This is a genomic window from Seonamhaeicola sp., from assembly GCF_028281565.1.
In the GTDB taxonomy this organism is placed as follows: Bacteria; Bacteroidota; Bacteroidia; order Flavobacteriales; family Flavobacteriaceae; genus Seonamhaeicola.
On sequence record NZ_JANQJQ010000016.1, the window covers coordinates 15832 to 37964 of the forward strand.

Sequence of the window (22133 nt, forward strand, 5' to 3'; positions counted from 1 at the left end):
GACAACCCCCGCTTTTAGACAGCTTCTTAGCTTTATAACAGTGTTATTATAAGCTTATTTGTTTTTAGCATCGTCAATTAATTTTTTAAGAGCGCCGTCCGGATTGCAGCTTGTTGTTTCAATACGGGCCTGTTTGATCATGTCGTCTCCATTAAAAATATCAAAAGTTTCAACTTCTTTTTCTTCACCATTTAGAATTATGAATGGTGTAAATGCTTTAGTATCGTGATCATAAACAAATCCTGATCCGCTTAAATTGTCTGTAAGTTCTGAAATACAGTCTTGAACTCCGGTTTTTAAATTTTCCAAATCCTCTATAGTCGGTAAATTATCAAGAATAATTTGCGCATCGAACTTAATACCTTCGGCTTCGGCAATATATTGTACATTATCTGCCGCTTCCAATAACTGGGCTACTTGTTCACTGTTTAAGACCGTAGCATTAATAGTTCGGTTTCGGGTGGTGGAATCCGACCAGGCCGCACATTTGCTGAACAGGATATTGGCTTTATTGCCATAGGTAATGGTAACTTTTACGGTTTTATTTATTTTGTCCAAACTGGCAAGATGGCGTAACGCGGCTTCTAGCTCTGCACGGGTCTGTGCGTTATCATTGGAATCGTTTACAGCATTTTTTAGCCGGTTTAAAGCATCTTTATATGGTTTTACCACCGAATTGACCTGGGAGGTTATATTAGTACTGCACAAGGCAGCACCATTGTCACTTACAATAGTATTGGCCTGACTTTCAGCACTGGATATAGCCGAAGACACGGCCTTGTCAATTTCATCCTGAGCCCGGTCAATAATCCCCGGAAGGGCTGTTCTTAATCCTCTTAGGCTCAATTCTAATTCATAACGTTCATTTGCTGCCTCCACGTCAGCGATCGCTTGTTCGGTGGTAGCAATGGCCGCATCAATTTGAGCCGTAACTGTATCCGAAATACCATCGGTGAAATTTCCGGGTGGATAGGCAACCATTTTGGTTTCGTCCGTTGTAAAAGTAGCATGGGCTTCCCAAGTTTCATCGTCAATAGTAACCTGTCCTTCCATAGTAAAAGCTTCTGGTGTTACCCGCATACCACCACCAATGGATTTCGTACCCGTTGGGGTCTCTAAATTAAATGCACCGGATAAGCCAATATCAAAGGTTCCGGTTTGTTCCACAAAACCATAAGCATTCATATGGCCACTTGGGGCCACCGGAATAATGTCCGGCCACCATGTAAGATCCGGCTCCACCAATCCGTTAATAAAAGCTTTTGCTATAACACCATTATTAGTACTGGCTTCGGCTACAATGGCAGCACTCCCCGAGCCTATGGGGAAGCCAAATGATATAAATGAAGCAATATCAAATGAAAAATCCAGTTTGCCATTGATGCCGGCTCGATAATGTGCTCCAAAATTGGATTCCATGGGCTCATCAAAGTTGGCGTTTACGTCGAACCCCCTGTTTTGATAGTACATACCGGAAGCTTCCAATACTTTAAAAAATGACACGGAACCCCCTGTAACCTGATTGGCTTCGAATGAAACTACATGACCTTCAACCGGGTTTGTCGGAATAAAAGTAAAATTGGATTCCCAGGAAGCTCCAAAACTCACACTGCCTAATTTTGAATGGCTTGAGTTGCCGTTGTTACTACTTCCACCGCTATTACCATTTCCGCCATTATTATTACCGCTGCCATCATTTCCACCCAGGGCATCACCCCCAAGAGAAAAGAAAAACATAGGATCGGTATAATCGGCAATAAATGTTATATGGCCACCAACAGGTGCTTTAATTGAAAGGGGTTTATGAGCTTCAGGGTCGTCATTGGCACCCACTTTTAATTCAATATTAACCGAAATGTGGAAAACAAAATAATAGCGATCCTCTACTAACTGTATCTCAAAATCCCTGTTTTCATTTAAAAATTTCCCTAAAAAATAACCGACATCTGCCTGAACGGGATTTTCAAATTCAAAATAATTATTGGTTGGTGGAATATCGGAGGTTCCGGAAACACCAACCAGGGTGCCGTTATCGTCAAATTCAACATCAAGATTAGCATTTTCAAATATAATATCGCCTGAAGTTTCTGTGCCAATGGTGAGGCTTCCGTCTACGATATAACCGTTTTCTGTTTGGGTCACATGACCATTTGGTGTGATATTCAGGTTGGATATTTCACCATTATTGGCCGCCGGAATGTCTACCGGTTCTGTATTAGTTGAACAATTAGGGAGCATTGCAAAAACTAGTAACAATAAAAAGGGAGCACGTAATTTGTCAAGTGTTTTCATGATTTGGCTGTTTTGTGATTAGAACTTGGTTTTGCGAGACCTTGCGCTCTGGTGGTCTGCAGCCCATATTAGCGCAAGACATCACAAAACGGTTTGTCAAATTGATGACAAAACAAACTTACCTTAAGAATTACTGCAGGGAAAATTTAGAGAGGGGACAATAGGTGGACACCTTTAAATAGGCGAAAAGACAAACGGTGGACAGGCTTATAAACCCATAATGTTTAAAGACTTAGCACTAGATCCTGAAGCGAATCTTCAGTAGCGATATCTAACTTTTTTCTGAGACGATAACGTGCTTTTTTAATGCCTTCCGGTGAAATATTGAGAATGTTTGCAATTTCTTTAGAGGATAGGTTCATTTTTAAAAGCGACATTAAACGCAATTCATTAGACGTAACTTCAGGAAACTTTTGTTTGACATTATTATTAAAATCTTTATGGACTTCCTGAAAATATTTGCTGAAATTCTCCCAGTTGTTATCGTCCTTTAGATCAAAATTAATGGTTTGTATCAGTTGCTGATAACCATTTTGATTAGTGTCGGAAGCTTTAAATGCTTTAGCTTTTTGTTTTAAGCCTTCTAAAACCTCATTCTTTTTGGCTAAGTGGAGTGCATGCGTGGTGAGCTCTTTCTTTTTAAAGGCCAGTTCAGATTCCACTTTTTCTTTTTCTAATTTGTTCCGCTTTAATTTTTGTCTAACCGCATAAAACCCAAGGAGTGACAAGAGCAACCCAATCCCTAAAAGCAGGCGCTGTAAATTATTGTTTTTTTCTTTTTGCCTAAGCAGATCTATTTCTTTGTTTTGAAGCTGTATTTCCTGTTCTTTTTTTTCGGTTTCGTATTGTGTTTTTAACTCATCAATTTGCTTAGCTTTCACAGTATTGAAAAGCGAATCATTTAATACCATATGCTTTTTATAGTCTGTAATGGCATTTCTGTAGTCGCCTTTTTCCCGGTAGGCTTCAGCACGTTCTTTGTAGTTATCGGATAAATTATCAAGAGACCCGATAGAGTCTGCTAATTGAATAGCTTGAGTATAGTAGTTTAAGGCCCGGTTATAATCCTTTTTTCCTAAATAGGCGGAAGCAACATCGTTTAAATAAATGATTTGATTATTTACTGAACCGTGTTTAGATGAGATTTTGTTAGAATTGAAAAAATACTCCAAGGCTTTATCATAGTCCTTTTTATCTAAAAAGACAGCGCCTATATTTTCTAAATAAGGTGCAATAAAGTTATCCCATTTTTGCGTTCTGCTTATTTTTAAGCCTTTATTATAATTTAAAAGGGCTTTATCATAGTTTTTTAAGTCGTAATGAGTGTTCCCAAGTTCCATATAAGCTATGGCCAGCCACTTATGATGCTTTAGGTCTTCCAGGATGGATAAACCACCTTCTAAATAAGGAATAGCTTCCTTATTATTATTTCTTAAGGTTTCTGTACGCCCAATACCAATTTTAATTATAGCTTCTTTTAAAGGGTGTTTGGTTTTTAAGGTGTCCAGTACCTTTGAGGCATTTATTAACTGTTCCAAAGCACTTTTGTAATTCCCGTTGTCAAGGTAAATGGTGGATTGCTGTTGGTATGCATCACTTAACATTAAACCATTTTGCAGTGTTTTGGCAATGGCTATTGATTTATTGGAAAGTTCCAAGGCATAGTTAAAATTACCCTCAAGGTTTTCAGTCCGGTTCCAGGCATGTAAAACTTTAAAAAGGGATGTTTGATCCTTTAATTTTTTATAGGCGCTTTCTGATTTTTTAAAGTAATATCTCAAAGAATCCAGGTTGTGATAATTGACATAATAGTGCCCCAGATTTTTATAGGCTTTGGCAAGGCCCTCAGAAAATTTAATAGCCTTCGAAATGGATAATCCCTTATGCAAATATTCTAAAGCCAGTTTCGGATTTGACTGTCTGCTTTGGATAAAAATATGTTCAGCAGTATGTACTTTTTCAATACTTTGAGTTTGCCTTCCGAAAATCAGGAGTAAACTATCCAGGGTTTTGTTTTCCTGACCGGTTACTGCAATAGAGAAAAGGAAATAAAGGAAGGCGAAACTGAATTTTTTCATGGCTGGAATAGGCTGGTGTTATAAAAATAGCATTTATTAGTTGAAAATCAACCTTTTATTAGATTAAATAGGAAATGGTCGTCCATGATACTATTCACAATGTGTTAAAAAGTTAAGGTAAAAATCTTAAAACCAAATGTGTCATTATAAAATCAATTATTACTTTTGCGCATGCAACATGACAAGGTACTCATTTTAGACTTCGGATCGCAATACACACAGCTTATTGCACGTAGAGTCAGGGAGCTCAACATTTATTCCGAAATACATCCATTTAACAAAATTCCGGCAGACGTAGAAGCATATAAAGCGGTGATACTTTCCGGTAGTCCGTTTTCCGTTAGAGGCGAAGAGGCTTTACATCCGGACCTATCCGAAATACGTGGAAAAATTCCACTGTTGGCCGTATGTTACGGAGCCCAGTATTTAGCACATTTTTCCGGAGGTGAAGTGGCCCCTTCCAATACCAGGGAGTATGGGCGTGCAAATTTGTCGTTTATAAAGGGTAATGAACCATTTCTAGCGCATATTCATACCGGTAGCCAGGTTTGGATGAGCCATTCGGATACCATCAAGGAATTACCGACAAACGGCGTGTTGATAGCCAGTACGCATGATGTTGAGAATGCTGCTTACAGGATTGATGGAGAAGAAACCTATGCTATTCAATTTCATCCGGAAGTATATCATTCAACGGACGGTAAGCAATTATTGGAAAACTTTTTGGTAAGTATTGCCGGATTGCACCAGGATTGGACCCCGGATTCTTTTATTGAAGAAACGGTGGAAGCCATTCAGGAAAAAGTTGGTAATGATAAAGTGGTACTGGGCCTATCAGGAGGGGTAGATTCTACGGTTGCGGCCGTATTATTAAACAAAGCCATTGGTAAAAACCTGTACTGTATTTTTGTTAATAACGGACTCCTTCGTAAAAACGAATTTGAAAATGTATTGAAGCAATATGAAGGTATGGGGCTTAATGTTAAAGGTGTTGATGCTTCGGCACGTTTCCTTGAAGCTCTGAAAGGCATTGAGGATCCTGAGAAAAAACGTAAAGCCATCGGTAATGCGTTTATTGAAGTATTTGATGACGAGGCCCATAAAATAGAGGATGTCACATTTTTAGCGCAAGGAACTATTTATCCGGATGTCATTGAAAGTGTGTCTGCTACCGGCGGCCCTTCAGCAACCATTAAAAGCCATCATAATGTGGGCGGATTGCCGGACTTTATGAAGCTTAAAATAGTGGAGCCCTTACGTGCTATTTTTAAAGATGAGGTTAGGCGGGTAGGAGCTTCCTTAGGTATTGATCCGGAACTTCTTGGACGTCACCCGTTCCCTGGCCCCGGATTAGGTATCCGTATCTTGGGTGATATTACAGCCGAAAAAGTGCGTATTCTTCAGGAAGTGGACCACATTTTCATTAACGGTTTAAAAGAATGGGGATTATATAACGATGTCTGGCAAGCTGGTGCCATGTTATTGCCGGTGAACAGTGTAGGCGTTATGGGTGATGAGCGTACCTATGAGAAATGTGTGGCCCTGAGAGCTGTTGAAAGTACGGACGGTATGACGGCAGATTGGGTAAACTTACCATACGAGTTCCTTCAAAGAACATCAAATGATATAATAAATAAAGTAAAAGGCGTTAATAGAGTAGTTTATGACATTAGTTCAAAGCCACCGGCCACTATAGAGTGGGAATAACAGCGTGACTTTATAAAGCCTCATGTGTCATAATATTATATTAAAAATTTGGTGTTCCAATATTTTTAAACTAATTATAATGTTTAAGTCATCTTAATATTACAATGTATCGTATATATTTACGTGAGTTTAAAAATAGGATCAGGTAGTACAGACAGGTTTTTCCTTTTTTGGCATACTATATGATTTAAACAAAAAAGAAAAAGTGTGTTTGTCCTGAGCTTAGCAGAAGGATGGCATCTTTACCTGCTCCTGGCAGGCTTAACGCAATTAATAACAAAGTTATATGACTAAAATTTTTTCCATTTTTTGTTTCCTGTGCCTTTTTAGTTTCAGCGTAGTTCAAGCTCAAAATTACAGCACGCATAAAGTAAAAAAAGGTGAAACTATTGAAGGCATTGCAAAGCGTTATTATGTAACGCCTTTTGATATTTATAGCCTAAATCCGGAAGCAAAAACGGAGTTAAAGCCTAATACTATTTTAATAATTCCAAAGTCTAAAGTTGAAATAAAAACTACCATAGTTAAGGAATTACAGGGTTTTAAAACCCACAAAACAAAACGAAAAGAAACGCTTTATAGTCTGGCTAAAAAATATAATGTAGAAGAAGATGAGATAAAAAAGCATAATAAATTCCTGTATGCCAATCCGCTTCGTAAAGGTGATAAACTTAAGATCCCCATATTTAAAACTACCGAGGTAGTGGAAGAGGTAGAACCCTATAGAACCTATGTGGTTCAACCCAAAGAAGGGAAGTGGCGCATTGCTTATAAATTTGGGATTACCATTGAAGAACTGGAAGCTTTAAATCCGGATATGGGAGAGGTTTTACAGGAAGGACAGGAGATTAAAGTGCCTAATATTGACAATGAAGCTGAAAAAGAAGTTGATGAACAATTTAGCTACTACAAAGTATTACCCAGAGAAGGGTTCTACCGTTTAAAACTGAAACTCGGTATAGAACAAGCCGAACTGGAAGCATTGAATCCCGGTTTAGCTGAAAGTGGCTTGAAATCAGGAATGATCTTGAAGATCCCTTTTAACGAGGCCTTTTCAGGTGAAGAAACGAATAGAATTAGTTTAGTGGACAGTATTTCAGATTATACAACGAAACACTTAGTGGTCATGCTGCCTTTCAGATTGAACAGAGTGGATTTTGATTCCATTGCCGGTACCAAAAGAAGCATCAAAAGAGATCCGTACTTAGATGCATCACTCGATTTTCATTCAGGTGTTTTAATGGCAATAGATTCTCTGAAAACTTTGGGTATTTCATTAAAAGTAGATGTGTACGACACTAAAAACCAGGTGAGTGAAGTAGCCCAAATTATTGATGATAATGATTTTGAAGAAGTAGATGCGGTTATCGGGCCGTTAACATCAAAAACGTTTGAAAAAGCATCTTCCCGATTAAAAGGATTCAATATTCCGGTGGTATCACCTATTGGTACTAATTTAAAATTGTATGATAATGTGTTTCAATCCAGGGCACCGGCAGATTTACTTAAGAATAAAGTGATAAATTATGTAAAGACCGATACCTTGTTGAGCAATATTGTAATTATTGCGGACTCAAAACATACGGCCATTTCAAATAATTTAAAACAGGAATTTATTGCAGCAAAGCAAGTCTATTCCCGGAAGGACAAAGAAGGTGTAGATAAGTATTATGTTGGCAGGCAGGATATAGAAGATGCTTTAAAACCAGGAAACAACATCGTGTTTTTAGAAACTAAGGATGGTGGTTTTGCTTCAAACGTTACCAGTATTTTAGCCTCTTTGATCCAGGAAGAGAATGAAGAAGAAGCCATTGAGCAAAGAGATATTATTTTGGTGACCACCGATTTCAATAAAGCCTTTGAAGGTGAAGAAGTTTCCAATGAGCATTTATCCAAACTGCAGTTTCACTATGCAACCACCTCTAAGAGTTATGATGAAAATGATGTTTTTGCTAAAAAATACGAACGACAATATCATATAACACCAAATAAAAGAGCCGTTAAGGGTTTTGATTTAACTATGGATGTGGTGTTGCGTTTAGTGTCTTCGGAAGATCTGTTTATGTCTGTAACCAAAGCACCAATAACAGAGTATGTAGAAAATAAATTCTCATATAAGAAGAAACTTTTTGGTGGTTATTATAATGACACCGTATACCTGGTAAAGTATCAGGATTTGACAATTGTAGAAGTAAAACAATAAGCGGGGAGGCTTCACGTTTTATATTTTAATTGTATGTCTCCTCGAGCGCAGTCGAGAGGTATATAGTGCTACTTTTGGAATAAGGTCTCGACTGCGCTCGACCTGACATATTTATAATCATTAATTTTTGTGATTAGAATTCTTATTGTTTTTTGCTGCTTTCTTTTAGTCCAGGATGAACCGGTGATGTCCTGGAATGAATCCTATAAGCTGTCATGGGCTGATTTTAAAGATGCCCCCAATCCGCATACCAGTGCGGTGGCCATTACGGCATCCGGTATTACGTTTGGGTTTTCAGTCAGGCAAACAGACTCGCGGGTCGTAGATTTTACTACGGAAGTGCATGCCCATTTTTACCCGGAACAATCCTGGTATAAACCGGAACGAGCTAATAACCATGTTTTAGGGCATGAGCAGTTACATTTTGACATTACCGAGTTGCATGCCCGAAAGTTTCGGTATAGAATTAGTCAGCTTAAAGTATCAAATCGTATTAAGGATGAATTGAGAGCGCTTCAAAAGACTATAAATTTAGAATTAAAGACCCTGCAAGACCGGTATGATGCCGAAACCAATTATTCCCGAAATTTTGAAGCACAGGCCCAATGGGAAGCGTATATTGCAACTGAACTTAAAAAGCTTTCAAAATACAAATCGAATTAATGCTCCCGGATAAAGACTTCCTTATAAAACTGGCACATACCAAAATGCCATATGGTAAATACAAAGACCGTTATTTGATTGATCTCCCCGAATACTACGTGGTTTGGTACCATAAAAAAGGGGTTCCCAAAGGGATCTTAGGAACTATGCTTAAACTGGTGTATGAGCTAAAACTAAATGGCTTGGAAGATTTGATCAGGAATATAAAAAGGCAATATCCAAATGAGGATTAAAGCATGAATTGAGCCCTTAAGAAGCTTCATAATTAAATTAAAGACTATTGATTGCTGGATTCATTTATTTTCTTAATAATTTCTTCTCTGAACTTCAAATTATCTTGGTACTGCTTCTGTTTTAATTTTTCAAGAATAAAAGCGGTAATGGCGCCTCCAAAGATGGCAATACCCAGTTCGGAAAAAACATCCAGAACGACCTCATTAATGAATGAAGCCCAGGTGTTTTCAAAAAAGAACTTAAGTAGTCTACTTGTTACAGTGATCAGTACGCCTATAACAAAGAAAAATTTAATGAACTTGCTGTGAAAATATTCCTTATCAATGATCAAATCAAGTTCTTTCGGATTATTCCTGTAAAAATCAATGATCTCTTCAGTTATTTCCGTTTTTTCACCCCATAATGAGTCGTCTATTATTCTTTTACTAATACTCATTTTTTATTTTTATTGATGCGTACTAAAGATAATGAAATTAGCCACAATCTTAATAAAACGATATGATTTTACAAACGAAGTGGGGTTGTGAAGATTAGATTGAAAGCTTAGCCAATAAGGTCGTCTTGCCTGCCTTTTAAACGTTTTTCAATCTTCTGTTTAATAACGGTTAAACGTTTCATAAGATCCATAAGTTCAGGATCTTTATTTTCTTTGTAAATATTGTTTAGATCTAAAATAAGTGCTTTTACCTCACGAGACGATTCTATACGTTCGCTGGTGGTTTTAAAAGTATGTTTGCGCTTTTCAAACGCTAAGGCTCTATCTATAAGTTCCATATATCAATTTATAATTTATGTCGATTAAAGTATCGAAGCCTGACAATATAATAAAATCTCCGAAACTTATGTTTTTTAATTCAATTTATTATATAAAATTTATGATTTCAAAGAAAAGTGATTCGTCTTTTTTATTAAATCATGACGATCTGAATGGATACTAATTTAAGGCCTCTTTATAGAAATTTAAACAACGCTCTCTGGCAAATTTATGTTCCACAATAGGTTGGGGATAGGTTAGTTCCTGAACATCCGGGACCCATTTCTTAATATAGGTTAAGTTGTTGTCAAACTTTTGAATTTGTGTGGTGGGATTAAATATTCTAAAATAGGGTGCTGCATCTACACCGCAACCGGCCACCCATTGCCAGTTACCAATATTGCTGGCCAACTCATAATCATGCAATTTTTCGGCAAAATAAGCTTCGCCCCATCGCCAGTCTATTAGTAAATGCTTGCAAAGAAAACTACCTACCAACATCCTGACGCGGTTATGCATAAACCCTGTTTCGTTCAATTGGCGCATCCCTGCATCTACCAATGGATATCCCGTTTTGCCATGGCACCAGGCCTTAAAATCGGCTTCATTGTTTCGCCATTGTATGCGATCATATTTAGGCTTGAAACAATTGTTTACAGTATGCGGAAAGTGCCATAGTATTTGCATAAAAAACTCCCGCCAGATCAATTCCTGTAAAAAGACCTCCTGCTTTTCAGCCATAGCTTTTTTAACTATGTTGCGAATACTTACGGTGCCAAAACGTAAATGAGGGCCTAACCTGGATGTAGCCTCTATGGCAGGAAAATTTCTTTTGGCTTCGTATGCTTTAATTAAGGAGGCGCTTAGCTTGTATGGTGCTATACTTTGCCTGGATTTTATAAAACCTATATCTGACAGTTTTATCGTGGGCTGTTTTTCCTGAGCTAGCAGGTTATCAAAATGTAACGACGTATTATAGCCCTTAATGTCATTGGAAGTAAATTGTGCCTTCCAGGTCTTCATATAAGGTGTGTAGACCAAATAGGGGTTGCCATCACTTTTTACAATATCATCCTTTTCAAAAATAACGTGGTCTTTAAAGGTTTTAAATGCTATATGGTGTTCCTGTAAAAAGCCTGCAATGATTTTATCACGGTTGATACTATACGGTTCATAATCATGGTTTGTGAATACGGTATTAATACGATAGGTTTTTACTAAAGCTTTAAAGACACCTAACGGGGTACCCTGGTAAATGGCCATATCACTTTGGTGATCGTTTTGTAAACTACCACGCATATTTTGTAGCGTCTCATAAATAAAAGTGACCCGTGCGTCATCTTTGGGGAGTTTATCTAAGATGTCGGAATCAAAAATAAAAACAGGTAATATGGGAAGGTCACTTTTTAAGGCTTCAAAAAAGCCCCTGTTATCATCCAGTCTTAAGTCTCTTCTAAACCAAAATATATTTATGGTTGGCTTCATCAGGTTTGTATTTTACTTGTAGATACCAAAAATCGCTTCCAGTTTTTGTGTCCTGTAACTAAAGATCTCTTCCAGCTTGGGTTTTACTAAAACAGGGTGTATCAATCTGCCTAAAAAACCTAAAGGTAATTTATAATCTACAATGTCCTCCATTTCTATACCACCTTCAATTTCTTTTATAAAATGTTTGTGGTGCCAAAGTGCATAAGGGCCAAAGCGTTGTTCATCCACAAAATAGTGTTTATCTGTAACATGGGTGATTTCAGTCACCCACTTGGTTTTAATACCCAAAACCGGTGTCACGATATATTGGATGATTTGTCCGGCATACATGGGTTTATCAGCACCGGAAAGTATATGAAACCCCATATACTCCGGAGTAATAGTTTTTAAATTTTCCGGATTCGATAAAAAGTTCCAGGCCGCTTCTAAAGTAATAGGCAATTTCTGTTTTCTATGTAAAGTATATATTTTCATATTTAATTGTAATAATAAATATAGCCGTTTAACGAGGAAGCAATTAGCAGCCAAATAAAATAAGGCAAAATTAACAGGGTAAGCGGGCCTAATTTTTTCATAAACGAAAACATAAAAATGCCTATCAGAATCGTTAGCAATAGTATGACAACAAACCCTAAACCAATAAGGTGTTTATTAAAGAACACATAGTTCCAGCTAATATTCAGAAAAAACTGGATGGAGAAAAGGGTTATGATCTTGGAGTTGGGTAGTAGCTTGAATAAGTAGGCCATATAAATTGAAAAGCAAACCATTATGGTAAACCAGGCCATTCCAAACACCCACCCGGGTGGTGTCCAGGGAGCTTTATTAAGCCCTATGTACCAGTCTTTTTGCGGGCCATCCGCCATAAGCCAGTTCCCTATTGCCAAAGCTCCAAAGTTTATTATTAAAAATAGAATGCTATTACTAAGTAATTTCATGCTGCATAGTTTTTAACCGTTTTGCAATGTCTTCGGCTTCGGCATATTTTCTATCACTGGCGGCTCTGTTAACAGATGATAATTGATGCCATTCCTGCATTAGCTTCTTAAATTTTGCCTCAAGTTTTTCTTTTTTCGATTTTCTTTTAAATAATCTGAACATAGCATTTATTTTAAATAGTTTGTGATTTTAGAACTTAACGGATCTGTGGAAGAAAAAAAGTAGTCTATCAGATTACCGTTGGTATCTACCAGATATTTTTGAAAATTCCATTTTACGGAGGAATTTTTTGTGCCGTTTTTGCTTTTTTGAGTAAGCCAGGAATATAGTGGATGCTGATGCCTGCCTTTAACATCTGTTTTCTCAGTGATCAGAAAGGTAACGCCATAATTTGTTTTACAGAAAGACGATATCGCCGGGGCATCGCCAGGTTCCTGACCACCAAATTGGTTGCATGGCACTCCGATTATTTGAAGCTTGTCCTGATATTGCTCATGCAACTGCTGAAGTTTCCCGTATTGTGGTGTGAATCCGCATTTCGAAGCCACATTTACGAATAACAGGTATTTCCCTTTAAATTGGGACATAGGGATTGGTTTTCCGTTAAGGGCGTTGATACTAATATCATAAAGACTTTCTGTTTGTAGTTTTGTATCTGCGGTATGGGTACCGAATACATTAAAAAGGGTCTTTAGTATATTCATAGTCTAAATTTTAAAGGTTACAATACCACAATCCAGTTCAAAAATTTGACCAGAAATAGAAGCGGCTTTTTCTGATAATAAAAATAGGGCCATATCGGCAACTTCATTAGGTGCAAGTATTTTTTTTAATGGATGCCTCTGTGTTATGTTGGCAACTTGTGTGTCATTTCTCAACAGTTTAGCTGCCAGGTCAGTATTTGTTACCGTAGGCGCAATAGCATTAATACGAATAGTTGGGGCCAGTTCAGCTCCAAGGGATTTTACCAGGCCCTCAACACCGGATTTAGCAACAGCTATACTGGCGTGAAATGGCATACCTAATTTAGCCGCCACAGTACTAAACAGTACTATGGAAGGCCTGTTTCCCTGCTTTAAAATGGGCAGATATTTTTGAATAACCTTGACGGCACCTAATACATTGATTTCAAAATCGTTTTTGAAGTCATCCATGCTTAACCTGGAAATTGGTTTTAGGTTGATACTGCCCGGGCAATACACTAACCCATCGGCATGATCAATATGGGGTAACGCATCGTCTGTAATATCGCAGCTGTGATGTATTAGATTAGGATGTTGTATATCCGGAGCGCTTCTGCTTATATTTATTATTTTGAGATTAGCTACAGATTGCTCAACAATAGCCTTACCTATGCCTTTACTACCTCCAACAACAATAACGGTATTCATAATCTACAATAAACTTTATAAAATGATAGCATGTCTGACTTAATAAGTGCTATGCCGAGAGCAGCGGACCCTTTAAACGTTTCTCAACTTTTCTTTTTATAACAGTAAGACGTTTCATGATATCCATGATCTTTTGGTCTTTTTTAAGCTTGTATATTTGATTTAAATCTAAAATCAGGGCTTTCGCTTCCCTGGAAATTTTTATACGATCGCTTGTCGTGAGGGATCTCATTTTTCTTTGCTCAAATTCCAGAGCTCTTTCTATTAGGTCCATAATATTAATTATTTATATAGTTTTGCAATTCTGTAATTTTTTCAGGCGTGTTAAATTGCCCGCCATAATATGCCGTAACGGTGGATGAGGTATCATCTTTAATACCTCTTGATGATACACAAAGATGCTTGGCATCTATAATAACCGCTATGTCTTCGGTATTTAAAACCGTTTTTAATTCTTCAGCTATTTGGTTTGTTAATCGCTCCTGAACCTGGGGACGCTTTGCATAGTATTGTACAATTCTGTTTAGTTTTGACAGTCCAATGACGCTACCGGACGATATGTAAGCTACGTGGGCTTTTCCTATAATGGGTACAAAATGGTGCTCACAATTAGAATAAAACGTAATGTTCTTTTCAACAAGCATTTGATTGTACCGGTATTTATTATTGAACAATGCCACCTTTGGTTTGTTTTCAGGGTTTAAACCGGAAAAGATCTCATCTATGTACATTTTGGCCACACGTTCAGGTGTGCCTTTTAAGGAGTCATCGCTGAGATCTAATCCCATGACATGCATGATTTCTTCAAATAGGATGGCAATTCGTGCTTTCTTTTCCGTATCACTGATCTCAAAGGCATCAGACCGCAATGGTGTTTCGAGACCGGTATAGAGATGGTCATCTCCAATAGCATCAATTGTAAATCCGTTTAATGGATGCCCGTTGGTTTTTAATTTATCTAATTGCATAGTATCTTTTTTATGTGCTGTATTAATTTTGATCAGGAGCTACTATCGTATGTTGTAAAAGTCATAGCGTTCTTCGTACCTGATCTTTTCTTCTAACATTTTATCAAAAAAACGTTTATTCGCTCTGAACATGTTATTGTTTTTAAAATGAATGAACTTACCCTGGCCATGAATACTGGTGCCCATGGTTTTAAAGACCACAAGCTGGGAGTAGGGTATGGCCCAGGTAAAATTTTGAAACCCTTTGCTTAAGAATAAAAGAATACCTTCCTTTCTTAATTCAATATTGGCGTAGTTAATACCTGAGTTTGTGTTTAAATAAGATCTTAAGTTTGGACTCACGTTATCAATAATCATACGCTTGGAGCCTATGCCCTTCATTCTAAAGGACTCAAAGAAAGAAAATGATGAACCTACCAGATCCCTGATAATTTGTTTGTGCTTTTTGTTTTGATATGTTGTGTTTAAGATCATTTGCTTTTGTACTTACCCAAATATACAAAATGTTTAATATTTATTAAAAAAAGTTAAACAAAAATAATCATAGTACTATTGATAAAACTTATAGTTGGTTTTAAGATGTGTTGAGCGGGTAATAAAATGCTTTGGCCCAGATTTCCTTTTACGCCAAAAAATAGAAATCTATATATGGGATATGTTCTTTGAAGTAAGCGTTGCTTTTTCTGTTTCAACTAAGGCCAGTTGTTTTATCATTCCGGAAAAGATAATCCCGTGAAAGGGGAGCACGCTATACCAATACAGTCTGCCCCAAAGGCCCCGAGGCCTGAAGGTGGCTGTCTGTTTAAGTTTTTTGTCTTCTATTTTAAACTCTAACCAGGCTTCTCCGGGTAAACGCATCTCCGCGTAGAGTAGTAGTTTTTGTTTTGCTTTATCCGCAAAAATGACACGCCAAAAGTCTAGAGCGTCCCCAGCGTCCAGCTCAGTAGGACTTGTACGTCCACGCCTTAATCCTATGCCACCGAACAGTTTATCAATATACCCCCTGATGCGCCATAAGAAGTCACCGTAGTACCAGCCGTTTTTACCACCGATGCTCCATATTTTCTCTATGGTTTGACTGGCATTGGTTATTGGATATTCCCTATGATCTTTAAAGCATCCAAATTTAGGGACATTGATGTATTTATAAAGTTTATTACGCAGCCTGCCACTACTTATTAATGAGTCTTTCCAGCTGGAAACAATGCTGTTTTGCTCAATTTTTTCGAAAGCCAATGCCACTGCTTGTTTATAGGTAATAGGATTAACTTTGAGCAGCTTATTAATTTTACTTGGTTTCCCAATAATCTGGACACCCATACTGTCTACCAGTGAGGTGGCTAATTTGTAAGATGTTGACGTTACAAAGTATAACCAGTAGGAAGACAGTTTTGGAGTCATCACCGGTACGGTGAGAATCCGTCTTTTGAGCCCGCGAACTTCAGCAAACTGCAGTAACATTTCCTTATATGTCATGATTTCCGGCCCGAAAACATCATAGGATTTGTTGTAAAGTTCTTCATGTCCCGCCGCTCTGGTTAAATAGGATAAAACGTCTCGTATGGCCAGGGGTTGTGTTTTGGTATTTAACCATTTAGGAGCCACCATAACAGGGAGTTTTTCAACCAGGTCTCTTATGATCTCGAATGAAGAACTTCCCGAACCTACAATAATTCCTGCTTTAAAAATAGTTAATGCATACTGCTTTGAAGCTAAATGATATTCCACATTTTTTCTGGACTGCAGGTGTTTTGACAATACATTATCATTTGAGATCCCACTTAAGTAAATAACCTGTTTAACATGTGTGGTTTCAATAAATTTTTTGAAGTTCAGGGCACACTTTTCCTCAAGTGATTCAAAGTTTTTGGAGGAATTAGACATGGAGTGTAACAGGTAATAAGCTATATCTATGCCTTTTGGTATATTAACCAGTGTTTCCGGTTTTAGAAAATCGACCTCTATGATATAAGCTTTGTCGTCCTGGGCATAGCTTTGATCAGCTCTAAGCCTGTCTCTAACAGTACAGATAACCGTATGTCCCTGGCTTAATAAAAGAGGGATCAACCGTTTACCGATGTAGCCTGTGGCTCCTGTAACAAGAATAGTCATTAGTTATAGTTTAGGGTTTTAGGTCTTTGATAACCATAGCGCATTTTAGTTTCCGGAATAACATAACCATCTAAGCCGTTTATAGCTGCTATTTCTGCTTTGGACAAGTTAATAAAGCCATCTTCCTCTATTAAATCCTCATTTATATATAAACCGGATATTTTGCCTATGACCAAAATGGTATCGTTTGCTTTTATATGGTATTCTTCTACAAATTGCATTTCCAGTTGAATAGGGGCTCCTTCTACAAAGGGTGCTGCAAAGTGTGATTTATATTCTGCCTGCAATTCGGTTAAATCAAATTCCGATATGGACGCATCATATTTCGCAGATGTATGATGGGCTTCTTCGGCGATACTTCTATGAATATGATTTATGGTATAGATTCCGGTTGCCTTGAGGTTTTGATAAGTGTTTCTAAGTACCGTTGTAGGGCGTAGAAAAAAACCAAGCATGGCAGGGCTGGAGCCTATATGTGTTACTGAACTGAAAACAGCCACATTTTCTACACCATCTTTTGAAATTGAACCTATCAGATTGGCCGATTTATATCCTGAACAACTATTTATTAAGTTGATTTTGTAGATATGATCCAGTTGGTTTATGTTTGACTCGCTGAAATACTTCATGACAATTTTAAATAGTTATTTATTCTGATATTTTGTGCTTTTAAGTCAAACAATAAATTGTAAAGCCCAAAAAAGGTTCTGTTGATGTAAATGAAATGCTTTGAACCTCTGTTGCCATTCATTTTTTTTAGATCTGTACTCTTTGCATACTGTTCGCCTAATGCTGAAATTTTGCCAAAAAAATCAGAATCTGAAAAATCAAAAATGTCTTGATTGAATGGTTGTGTGAAAAGACTTAGCATTTCATGAAACATATTGGTAAAGAAAACAAGCTCTTCTTCAGTATCATCTTCACGTAAAATTTCCAATTCATATAATTTGGTTTTAAAGATTTTTCTGTTGTTGATGTTTCCCTTTTTGGCTAATTCAAAGTAGGGTTTATAAAATTGATCAGGAAGAGATTTTATACACCCAAAGTCTAAGACTATTAATTTTCCTTTTTCAGATATTAAAAAGTTTCCGGGATGTGGATCTGCATGAACCTTTTTTAATGTATGAATTTGGAACATGTAAAAGTCCCAAAGCGCCTGCCCCAGTTTATTTGATTTCTCCTGACTGATATTATGAGCTGTAAATTCTGAAAGATGTTCACCTTGCATGTAATCCATGGTAATAATTCGCTCAGAAGAATAATTTTCATAGTAATTGGGAAATTCCAGATTTGTAATGTGAGAACATGACAAAGCTATTTCTTTACTTTGTTTTAATTCCAAAATATAATTGGTTTCCTCTATTAACTTATCTTCAACTTCCTTAAAGTATTTGTCAGAATCATTCCCTTTTATATTGAACATACTCATAGCTACAGGTTTTACCATAGCTAAATCTGAAGTAATACTTTCTGCAACTCCGGGATATTGAATTTTCACAGCAAGCTTTTTCCCGTTCTTGGTTGCAATATGCACCTGACCGATGCTGGCAGCATTAACAGAAGTTGCATTAAAAGTATCGAATAATTCATTTGGGTGCTTTCCAAAGTATTTTTTAAATGTTTTAATGACTAGAGGCGGTGATAATGGTGGTACAGAAAACTGTGCTAATGAAAATTTTTCAACGTATGCCTGAGGTAGAATGCTTTTTTCCATACTTAGCATTTGAGCTACTTTAAGGGCGCTACCTTTTAATTGCTTTAGGCCGTCATAAATATCAGAAGCGTTATTTTTATTGAGTCTGTCTTTAGCTTCATCTTGATTATTCAATAGCTTATCACCATAATACTTCAGATAGTTTACACCAACTTTTGCTCCGGTTGAAACTAACTTGGTAGCACGTTGAATTTTTGAAGTTGGTATTTTATCGATGGTTTTCATATGCTAATTCATTTGAAACTTTTCTTTGAACAAAAACTTACCCAAGTCTAACACACTCTTTATTGGAGCAATGTCCAGAACATCAAATGTGGTGTTGACAGACTTTTCAATGAAAATATCCGTTTTTTCAAAAGAAGCAGATATGTCCTCCAGCCAGAATTTCACGGTAAGCATAAGCTGTAACCAGGCAGATTCTTTCAGAGCATTTTTTTGAAGCTTTTCAAACCGTTCTTGTTTTATATCTAACATTTGGATACCTAAACCATTTATATAGTTTGTAAAATGCTTTTTTAAACCGGAAAGCGTTTTTAGCCCTTTGAGGTCTGCCTTATTTTTATATAAGGTATACTTCACATAACTTCTGTTTGCTGTTAAATTTTCAAAGAATGTATAATAAAAGCTTAAAAGTTTATTTCTGGCATCAAAAGTTTTATAGTCTTCACTTTTACTAAGAACATTGATAGCATTTGTAAAAAATGTTTCAAAAATCCCTTTTTCAATGGCATGAAAAGAAGCAAAATATTCATAGAATATGGCTTCTTCAAAATTATTCAGCTTAGCAAAGGAAAATACCGTCTTTGGATGATCATTATGCTCCAAGACATAATCCATGTACCAGGTCATTATATCATGCTTTGAAACCGCCTTTCTCTTTTCCATAATTGTATTGTTTATGGTAAAGATATAAAATGTTTAACAAATTTTAAAATAAGTTAAACAAAATAAATGTTAAAAAAACCTACAATGAAGATTAACAGCAGTTATTATCTTTAACAAGTTTACAACTGGAAACAGCCGTAATAGCTCCTAAAATGGGAGCAATAATGTATAACCACAAATATTGAAAGTTACCGGTAAACAGGGCCGGGGCTAATGAACGTGCGGGATTCATAGACGCTTTGGTCATGGGACCGGCAAACATAGCTTCCAAAAGGATAACGCCTCCTACGGCAATGGCTGCCATGGTACCAATTTCTTTACTACCCGTGGATACATTAATTATGGTGACCATTAAGAAGAACGTTAATAGAAATTCCAGAATGGCTGCTTTATAGGCTGGAAACCCATCGGCCGGTGTGGTTTCTCCTAAAAACTGACTTTCGGGGAACAAAAACCACAAAAGAAAGGCGGCTAAAATAGCACCAATGGCTTGTGAGGTAATATATTTCGGGACTTCTTTCCAGGCGAACTTTTTAGCAAAGGCAAAACCAATGGTCACTGCCGGATTAAAATGGGCTCCGGAAATTTCGCCAAAGGCATAGATCATGGCCATAACTATTAAACCCCAGGTGGCAGCAACTCCAACATGGGAAATGGCTCCGTTAGTAACTTCGTTAATGGTCATGGCACCACAGCCACAGAAGATCATGGCAAAGGTTCCTATTATTTCAGCAATGTATTTTTTCACTTGAATTGTTTTCCGTTTTTAGTTAAAGATACCGGGTGTAATTTAAGGTTTTATTAACAATAAGCGGTTTTTTAATCATTAATTTTAGTGTGATATAAACTTAAACTTTAATACAATCAAAAATGAAAAAGCTTTTATTACTTTTTATGGCATTTGCTACGGTAAACATGGTAAATGCTCAAGTTAAAACCCCAGCACCTAGTCCGTTCTCTAAAGTGGAACAAAAAGTAGGACTCACTGATGTAACCTTGGAATACTCCAGACCGGGAGTGAAAGGAAGAACCGTTTTTGGTGATTTAGTACCTTACGGAAAGGTTTGGAGAACAGGAGCTAATGCCAGAACTAAAATTACTTTTAGTACGGATGTTTCTGTTGGTGGACAAGCTTTAAAAGCGGGGTCTTATTCCATATTTACTATCCCAACAGCTGAATCCTGGGAAGTTGTTTTTTATAATGATGGAAAACAGTTTGGAACACCTGCCGAACTGGATGCACAATATGTTGCAGCTAAGGCTACCGGGAAAGCATACCCAATCCCTTTTAGTGTAGAAACATTTACTATTGATTTAAACAACCTTACGAACAGTGGCGCCAGATTGGAGTTTATCTGGGAGAAAACTTTTGTAGGTATTCCTATAGAAGTTCCTACAGACGAAGCTGTTATGGCAAGTATAAAGAATGTCATGAGCGGCCCCGGACCAAACGATTACTTTCAATCTGCCGTGTATTTCTTAACAGAAGGGAAAGACATTAAAAAGGCTCAAAAATGGATTGACAAAGCAGTTGAAATGACCAAAGATAAACCACGTTTTTGGTTCTTGAGACAACAGTCTTTAATTCATGCGGCTGCCGGAGATAAAGCCGGTGCTATTGAGGCGGCTAAAGCATCGTTGGCCGGTGCAGAAAAAGCAGGGAATGCCGATTATGTAAAAATGAACAAGGACTCGCTTAAAGAATGGGGAGCTATTTAATTTAGAATTTTAGATAATTTAGATAAAGAGACTGTCTAAAAAATCACATTTTTGTCAATCTGAACTAGTTTCAGATTCTAAATGTGTGTTGAAAATCAATGTTTTGAGATTCTGAAATAAATTCAGAATGACAGATTTTCATACTTTTTAGACAGTCTCTTTTTCTTGCTCTAAACTTGCCTGTGCTGAATTCTTGTACTGAGCTATGTCTAAGTATATTTCAGTATTTCAGGATCTGAAAATTTACTTCTTTTAGTCTTCGTCTTCCAAGAAGAAAATGTCTTCTAAGGGCTTTTTAAATAAGCGTGCTATTTTGAGCGATAGTACGGTAGACGGTACGTACTTGTTTTTTTCCATAGCATTGATGGTCTGCCTGCTCACACCGATTTTTTCTGCTAAATCGGCTTGTGTCAAATTATGAATGGCCCGTTGTACTTTGATATTATTCTTCATCGCTCTTCAGTTTTTGTTTTAAGAAATTAAACCGGATAATGAAGAACAGAAGTGGCGTAAACATGTTTAAAACCAAAACATGAAAGAAAGCCATATCATAAATAAACAGGATGGTAAGCAACAAAATGATGTAATTAAAAATTATAGCCCAAACCAAAGAGTCTTTACGTAATTTATAAATAAACTCATCTTCAATTTTTTCTTTTGTAAGTGTTATCAATAGGCCACCGATTATTATGGCTAAGGCTGTAATTTCATCTAAAATCTGGTTATTGACAATTCTGAAAAATCCTGTTTCACTGTCAAAGATACCTTCATAAAAAATTGATAACACCTTTACATTTAGAATTGAGGTTTCATAGTCATTAAAGAAAAGAAATAATCCTGCAATAATTCCCGGAATAAAAAGTAGCCACCCCAGGAGTTTATACCTGTGAGGTAATAAATAATTGGTTTTCATAACTGTTCGTTTTAAGATTGATATTTCAAAAGTAAAATAAACTTTACATATAGACAAATAAAATTTACTTAAA

General features: G+C 36.8%; 25 protein-coding genes. 5 read left to right on the top strand and 20 right to left on the bottom strand.

Translation table 11 applies throughout. From position 1 onward, the window contains the following. Nucleotides 1–54 precede the first annotated feature (54 nt). On the bottom strand, nt 55–2292 hold the full coding sequence (locus Q0983_RS07885; RefSeq protein ID WP_299551037.1) for a hypothetical protein: 2238 nt from the start codon (nt 2290–2292) through the stop codon (nt 55–57). A 224-nt stretch (nt 2293–2516) separates the two neighbouring features. Then, nucleotides 2517–4370, bottom strand: a complete 1854-nt coding sequence (locus Q0983_RS07890) for a tetratricopeptide repeat protein (protein ID WP_299551038.1) — start codon at nt 4368–4370, stop codon at nt 2517–2519. A gap of 171 nt (nt 4371–4541) precedes the next feature. Here Q0983_RS07890 and guaA point away from each other — a divergent pair, with 171 nt between their 5' ends. The 4 genes from guaA to Q0983_RS07910 all read left to right on the top strand — a co-directional run bounded on the left by guaA (nt 4542) and on the right by Q0983_RS07910 (nt 9176). Then, nucleotides 4542–6077: a glutamine-hydrolyzing GMP synthase gene (gene guaA, locus Q0983_RS07895; RefSeq protein WP_299551039.1), complete on the top strand. Its 1536-nt coding sequence runs from the start codon at nt 4542–4544 to the stop codon at nt 6075–6077. Between the two features lie 286 nt (nt 6078–6363). Then, nucleotides 6364–8280 carry a LysM peptidoglycan-binding domain-containing protein gene (locus tag Q0983_RS07900; protein ID WP_299551040.1) on the top strand — a complete coding sequence of 639 codons (1917 nt, stop codon included), beginning with the start codon at nt 6364–6366 and terminating at the stop codon, nt 8278–8280. Nucleotides 8281–8409: 129 nt separating this feature from the next. Beyond that, nucleotides 8410–8943, top strand: a complete 534-nt coding sequence (locus tag Q0983_RS07905) for a DUF922 domain-containing protein (protein WP_299551041.1) — start codon at nt 8410–8412, stop codon at nt 8941–8943. Beyond that, the gene (locus tag Q0983_RS07910) at nt 8943–9176 is read left to right on the top strand and encodes a DUF3820 family protein (protein ID WP_299551042.1); all 234 of its coding nucleotides are present in this window, start codon (nt 8943–8945) and stop codon (nt 9174–9176) included. The genes Q0983_RS07905 and Q0983_RS07910 overlap by 1 nt, the downstream gene beginning before the upstream one ends. A gap of 44 nt (nt 9177–9220) precedes the next feature. Here the strand turns inward: Q0983_RS07910 and Q0983_RS07915 are convergent, their stop codons facing one another. The 16 genes from Q0983_RS07915 to Q0983_RS07990 form a co-directional block, all read right to left on the bottom strand. Then, a complete protein-coding gene (locus Q0983_RS07915) occupies nt 9221–9613 on the bottom strand; it encodes a hypothetical protein (protein ID WP_299551043.1) in 393 nt (130 codons plus the stop codon). Nucleotides 9614–9720: 107 nt separating this feature from the next. Further along, nucleotides 9721–9951 (bottom strand): hypothetical protein, encoded by a 231-nt coding sequence (locus Q0983_RS07920; protein ID WP_299551044.1) that lies wholly within the window; start codon nt 9949–9951, stop codon nt 9721–9723. Nucleotides 9952–10111: 160 nt separating this feature from the next. Beyond that, nucleotides 10112–11416, bottom strand: a complete 1305-nt coding sequence (locus Q0983_RS07925) for a deoxyribodipyrimidine photo-lyase (RefSeq protein WP_299551045.1) — start codon at nt 11414–11416, stop codon at nt 10112–10114. A 12-nt stretch (nt 11417–11428) separates the two neighbouring features. Further along, nucleotides 11429–11893: an SRPBCC family protein gene (locus tag Q0983_RS07930; RefSeq protein WP_299551046.1), complete on the bottom strand. Its 465-nt coding sequence runs from the start codon at nt 11891–11893 to the stop codon at nt 11429–11431. Nucleotides 11894–11895: 2 nt separating this feature from the next. Next, nucleotides 11896–12357 (bottom strand): TspO/MBR family protein, encoded by a 462-nt coding sequence (locus Q0983_RS07935; protein ID WP_299551047.1) that lies wholly within the window; start codon nt 12355–12357, stop codon nt 11896–11898. After that, nucleotides 12344–12520, bottom strand: coding sequence for a Lacal_2735 family protein (locus Q0983_RS07940; protein WP_299551049.1), 177 nt, complete (start codon nt 12518–12520; stop codon nt 12344–12346). Before Q0983_RS07940 ends, Q0983_RS07935 begins: the two co-directional genes overlap by 14 nt. A 5-nt stretch (nt 12521–12525) precedes the next feature. Then, nucleotides 12526–13062: a glutathione peroxidase gene (locus Q0983_RS07945; RefSeq protein ID WP_299551051.1), complete on the bottom strand. Its 537-nt coding sequence runs from the start codon at nt 13060–13062 to the stop codon at nt 12526–12528. Between the two features lie 3 nt (nt 13063–13065). After that, entirely contained in the window at nt 13066–13749 is a 684-nt protein-coding gene (locus Q0983_RS07950; RefSeq protein ID WP_299551053.1) for an SDR family oxidoreductase, read from the bottom strand. A 49-nt stretch (nt 13750–13798) separates the two neighbouring features. Then, the gene (locus Q0983_RS07955) at nt 13799–14023 is read right to left on the bottom strand and encodes a hypothetical protein (protein ID WP_299551055.1); all 225 of its coding nucleotides are present in this window, start codon (nt 14021–14023) and stop codon (nt 13799–13801) included. Nucleotides 14024–14027: 4 nt separating this feature from the next. Further along, on the bottom strand, nt 14028–14717 hold the full coding sequence (gene folE, locus Q0983_RS07960; RefSeq protein ID WP_299551057.1) for a GTP cyclohydrolase I FolE: 690 nt from the start codon (nt 14715–14717) through the stop codon (nt 14028–14030). A 42-nt stretch (nt 14718–14759) separates the two neighbouring features. Next, nucleotides 14760–15191: a hypothetical protein gene (locus Q0983_RS07965; RefSeq protein ID WP_299551059.1), complete on the bottom strand. Its 432-nt coding sequence runs from the start codon at nt 15189–15191 to the stop codon at nt 14760–14762. Between the two features lie 168 nt (nt 15192–15359). Further along, nucleotides 15360–16829 carry an SDR family oxidoreductase gene (locus Q0983_RS07970; protein WP_299551061.1) on the bottom strand — a complete coding sequence of 490 codons (1470 nt, stop codon included), beginning with the start codon at nt 16827–16829 and terminating at the stop codon, nt 15360–15362. Beyond that, complete coding sequence (locus tag Q0983_RS07975; protein ID WP_299551063.1) at nt 16829–17458, bottom strand: flavin reductase family protein; 630 nt, start codon at nt 17456–17458, stop codon at nt 16829–16831. Before Q0983_RS07975 ends, Q0983_RS07970 begins: the two co-directional genes overlap by 1 nt. Continuing rightward, the gene (locus tag Q0983_RS07980) at nt 17455–18768 is read right to left on the bottom strand and encodes an AarF/UbiB family protein (protein WP_299551064.1); all 1314 of its coding nucleotides are present in this window, start codon (nt 18766–18768) and stop codon (nt 17455–17457) included. The genes Q0983_RS07975 and Q0983_RS07980 overlap by 4 nt, the downstream gene beginning before the upstream one ends. A gap of 3 nt (nt 18769–18771) precedes the next feature. Further along, the gene (locus Q0983_RS07985) at nt 18772–19428 is read right to left on the bottom strand and encodes a TetR family transcriptional regulator C-terminal domain-containing protein (RefSeq protein WP_299551066.1); all 657 of its coding nucleotides are present in this window, start codon (nt 19426–19428) and stop codon (nt 18772–18774) included. Nucleotides 19429–19519: 91 nt separating this feature from the next. After that, nucleotides 19520–20176, bottom strand: a complete 657-nt coding sequence (locus Q0983_RS07990) for an MIP family channel protein (RefSeq protein ID WP_299551068.1) — start codon at nt 20174–20176, stop codon at nt 19520–19522. Between the two features lie 122 nt (nt 20177–20298). Here Q0983_RS07990 and Q0983_RS07995 point away from each other — a divergent pair, with 122 nt between their 5' ends. Beyond that, nucleotides 20299–21147: a DUF2911 domain-containing protein gene (locus tag Q0983_RS07995; RefSeq protein WP_299551070.1), complete on the top strand. Its 849-nt coding sequence runs from the start codon at nt 20299–20301 to the stop codon at nt 21145–21147. 252 nt (nt 21148–21399) lie between these two features. Here Q0983_RS07995 and Q0983_RS08000 read toward each other — a convergent pair whose 3' ends face one another. Then, the gene (locus Q0983_RS08000; protein ID WP_299551072.1) at nt 21400–21600 is read right to left on the bottom strand and encodes a helix-turn-helix transcriptional regulator; all 201 of its coding nucleotides are present in this window, start codon (nt 21598–21600) and stop codon (nt 21400–21402) included. Continuing rightward, nucleotides 21590–22060 carry a hypothetical protein gene (locus Q0983_RS08005; protein WP_299551073.1) on the bottom strand — a complete coding sequence of 157 codons (471 nt, stop codon included), beginning with the start codon at nt 22058–22060 and terminating at the stop codon, nt 21590–21592. Before Q0983_RS08005 ends, Q0983_RS08000 begins: the two co-directional genes overlap by 11 nt. Between the last annotated feature and the right edge of the window lie 73 nt (nt 22061–22133).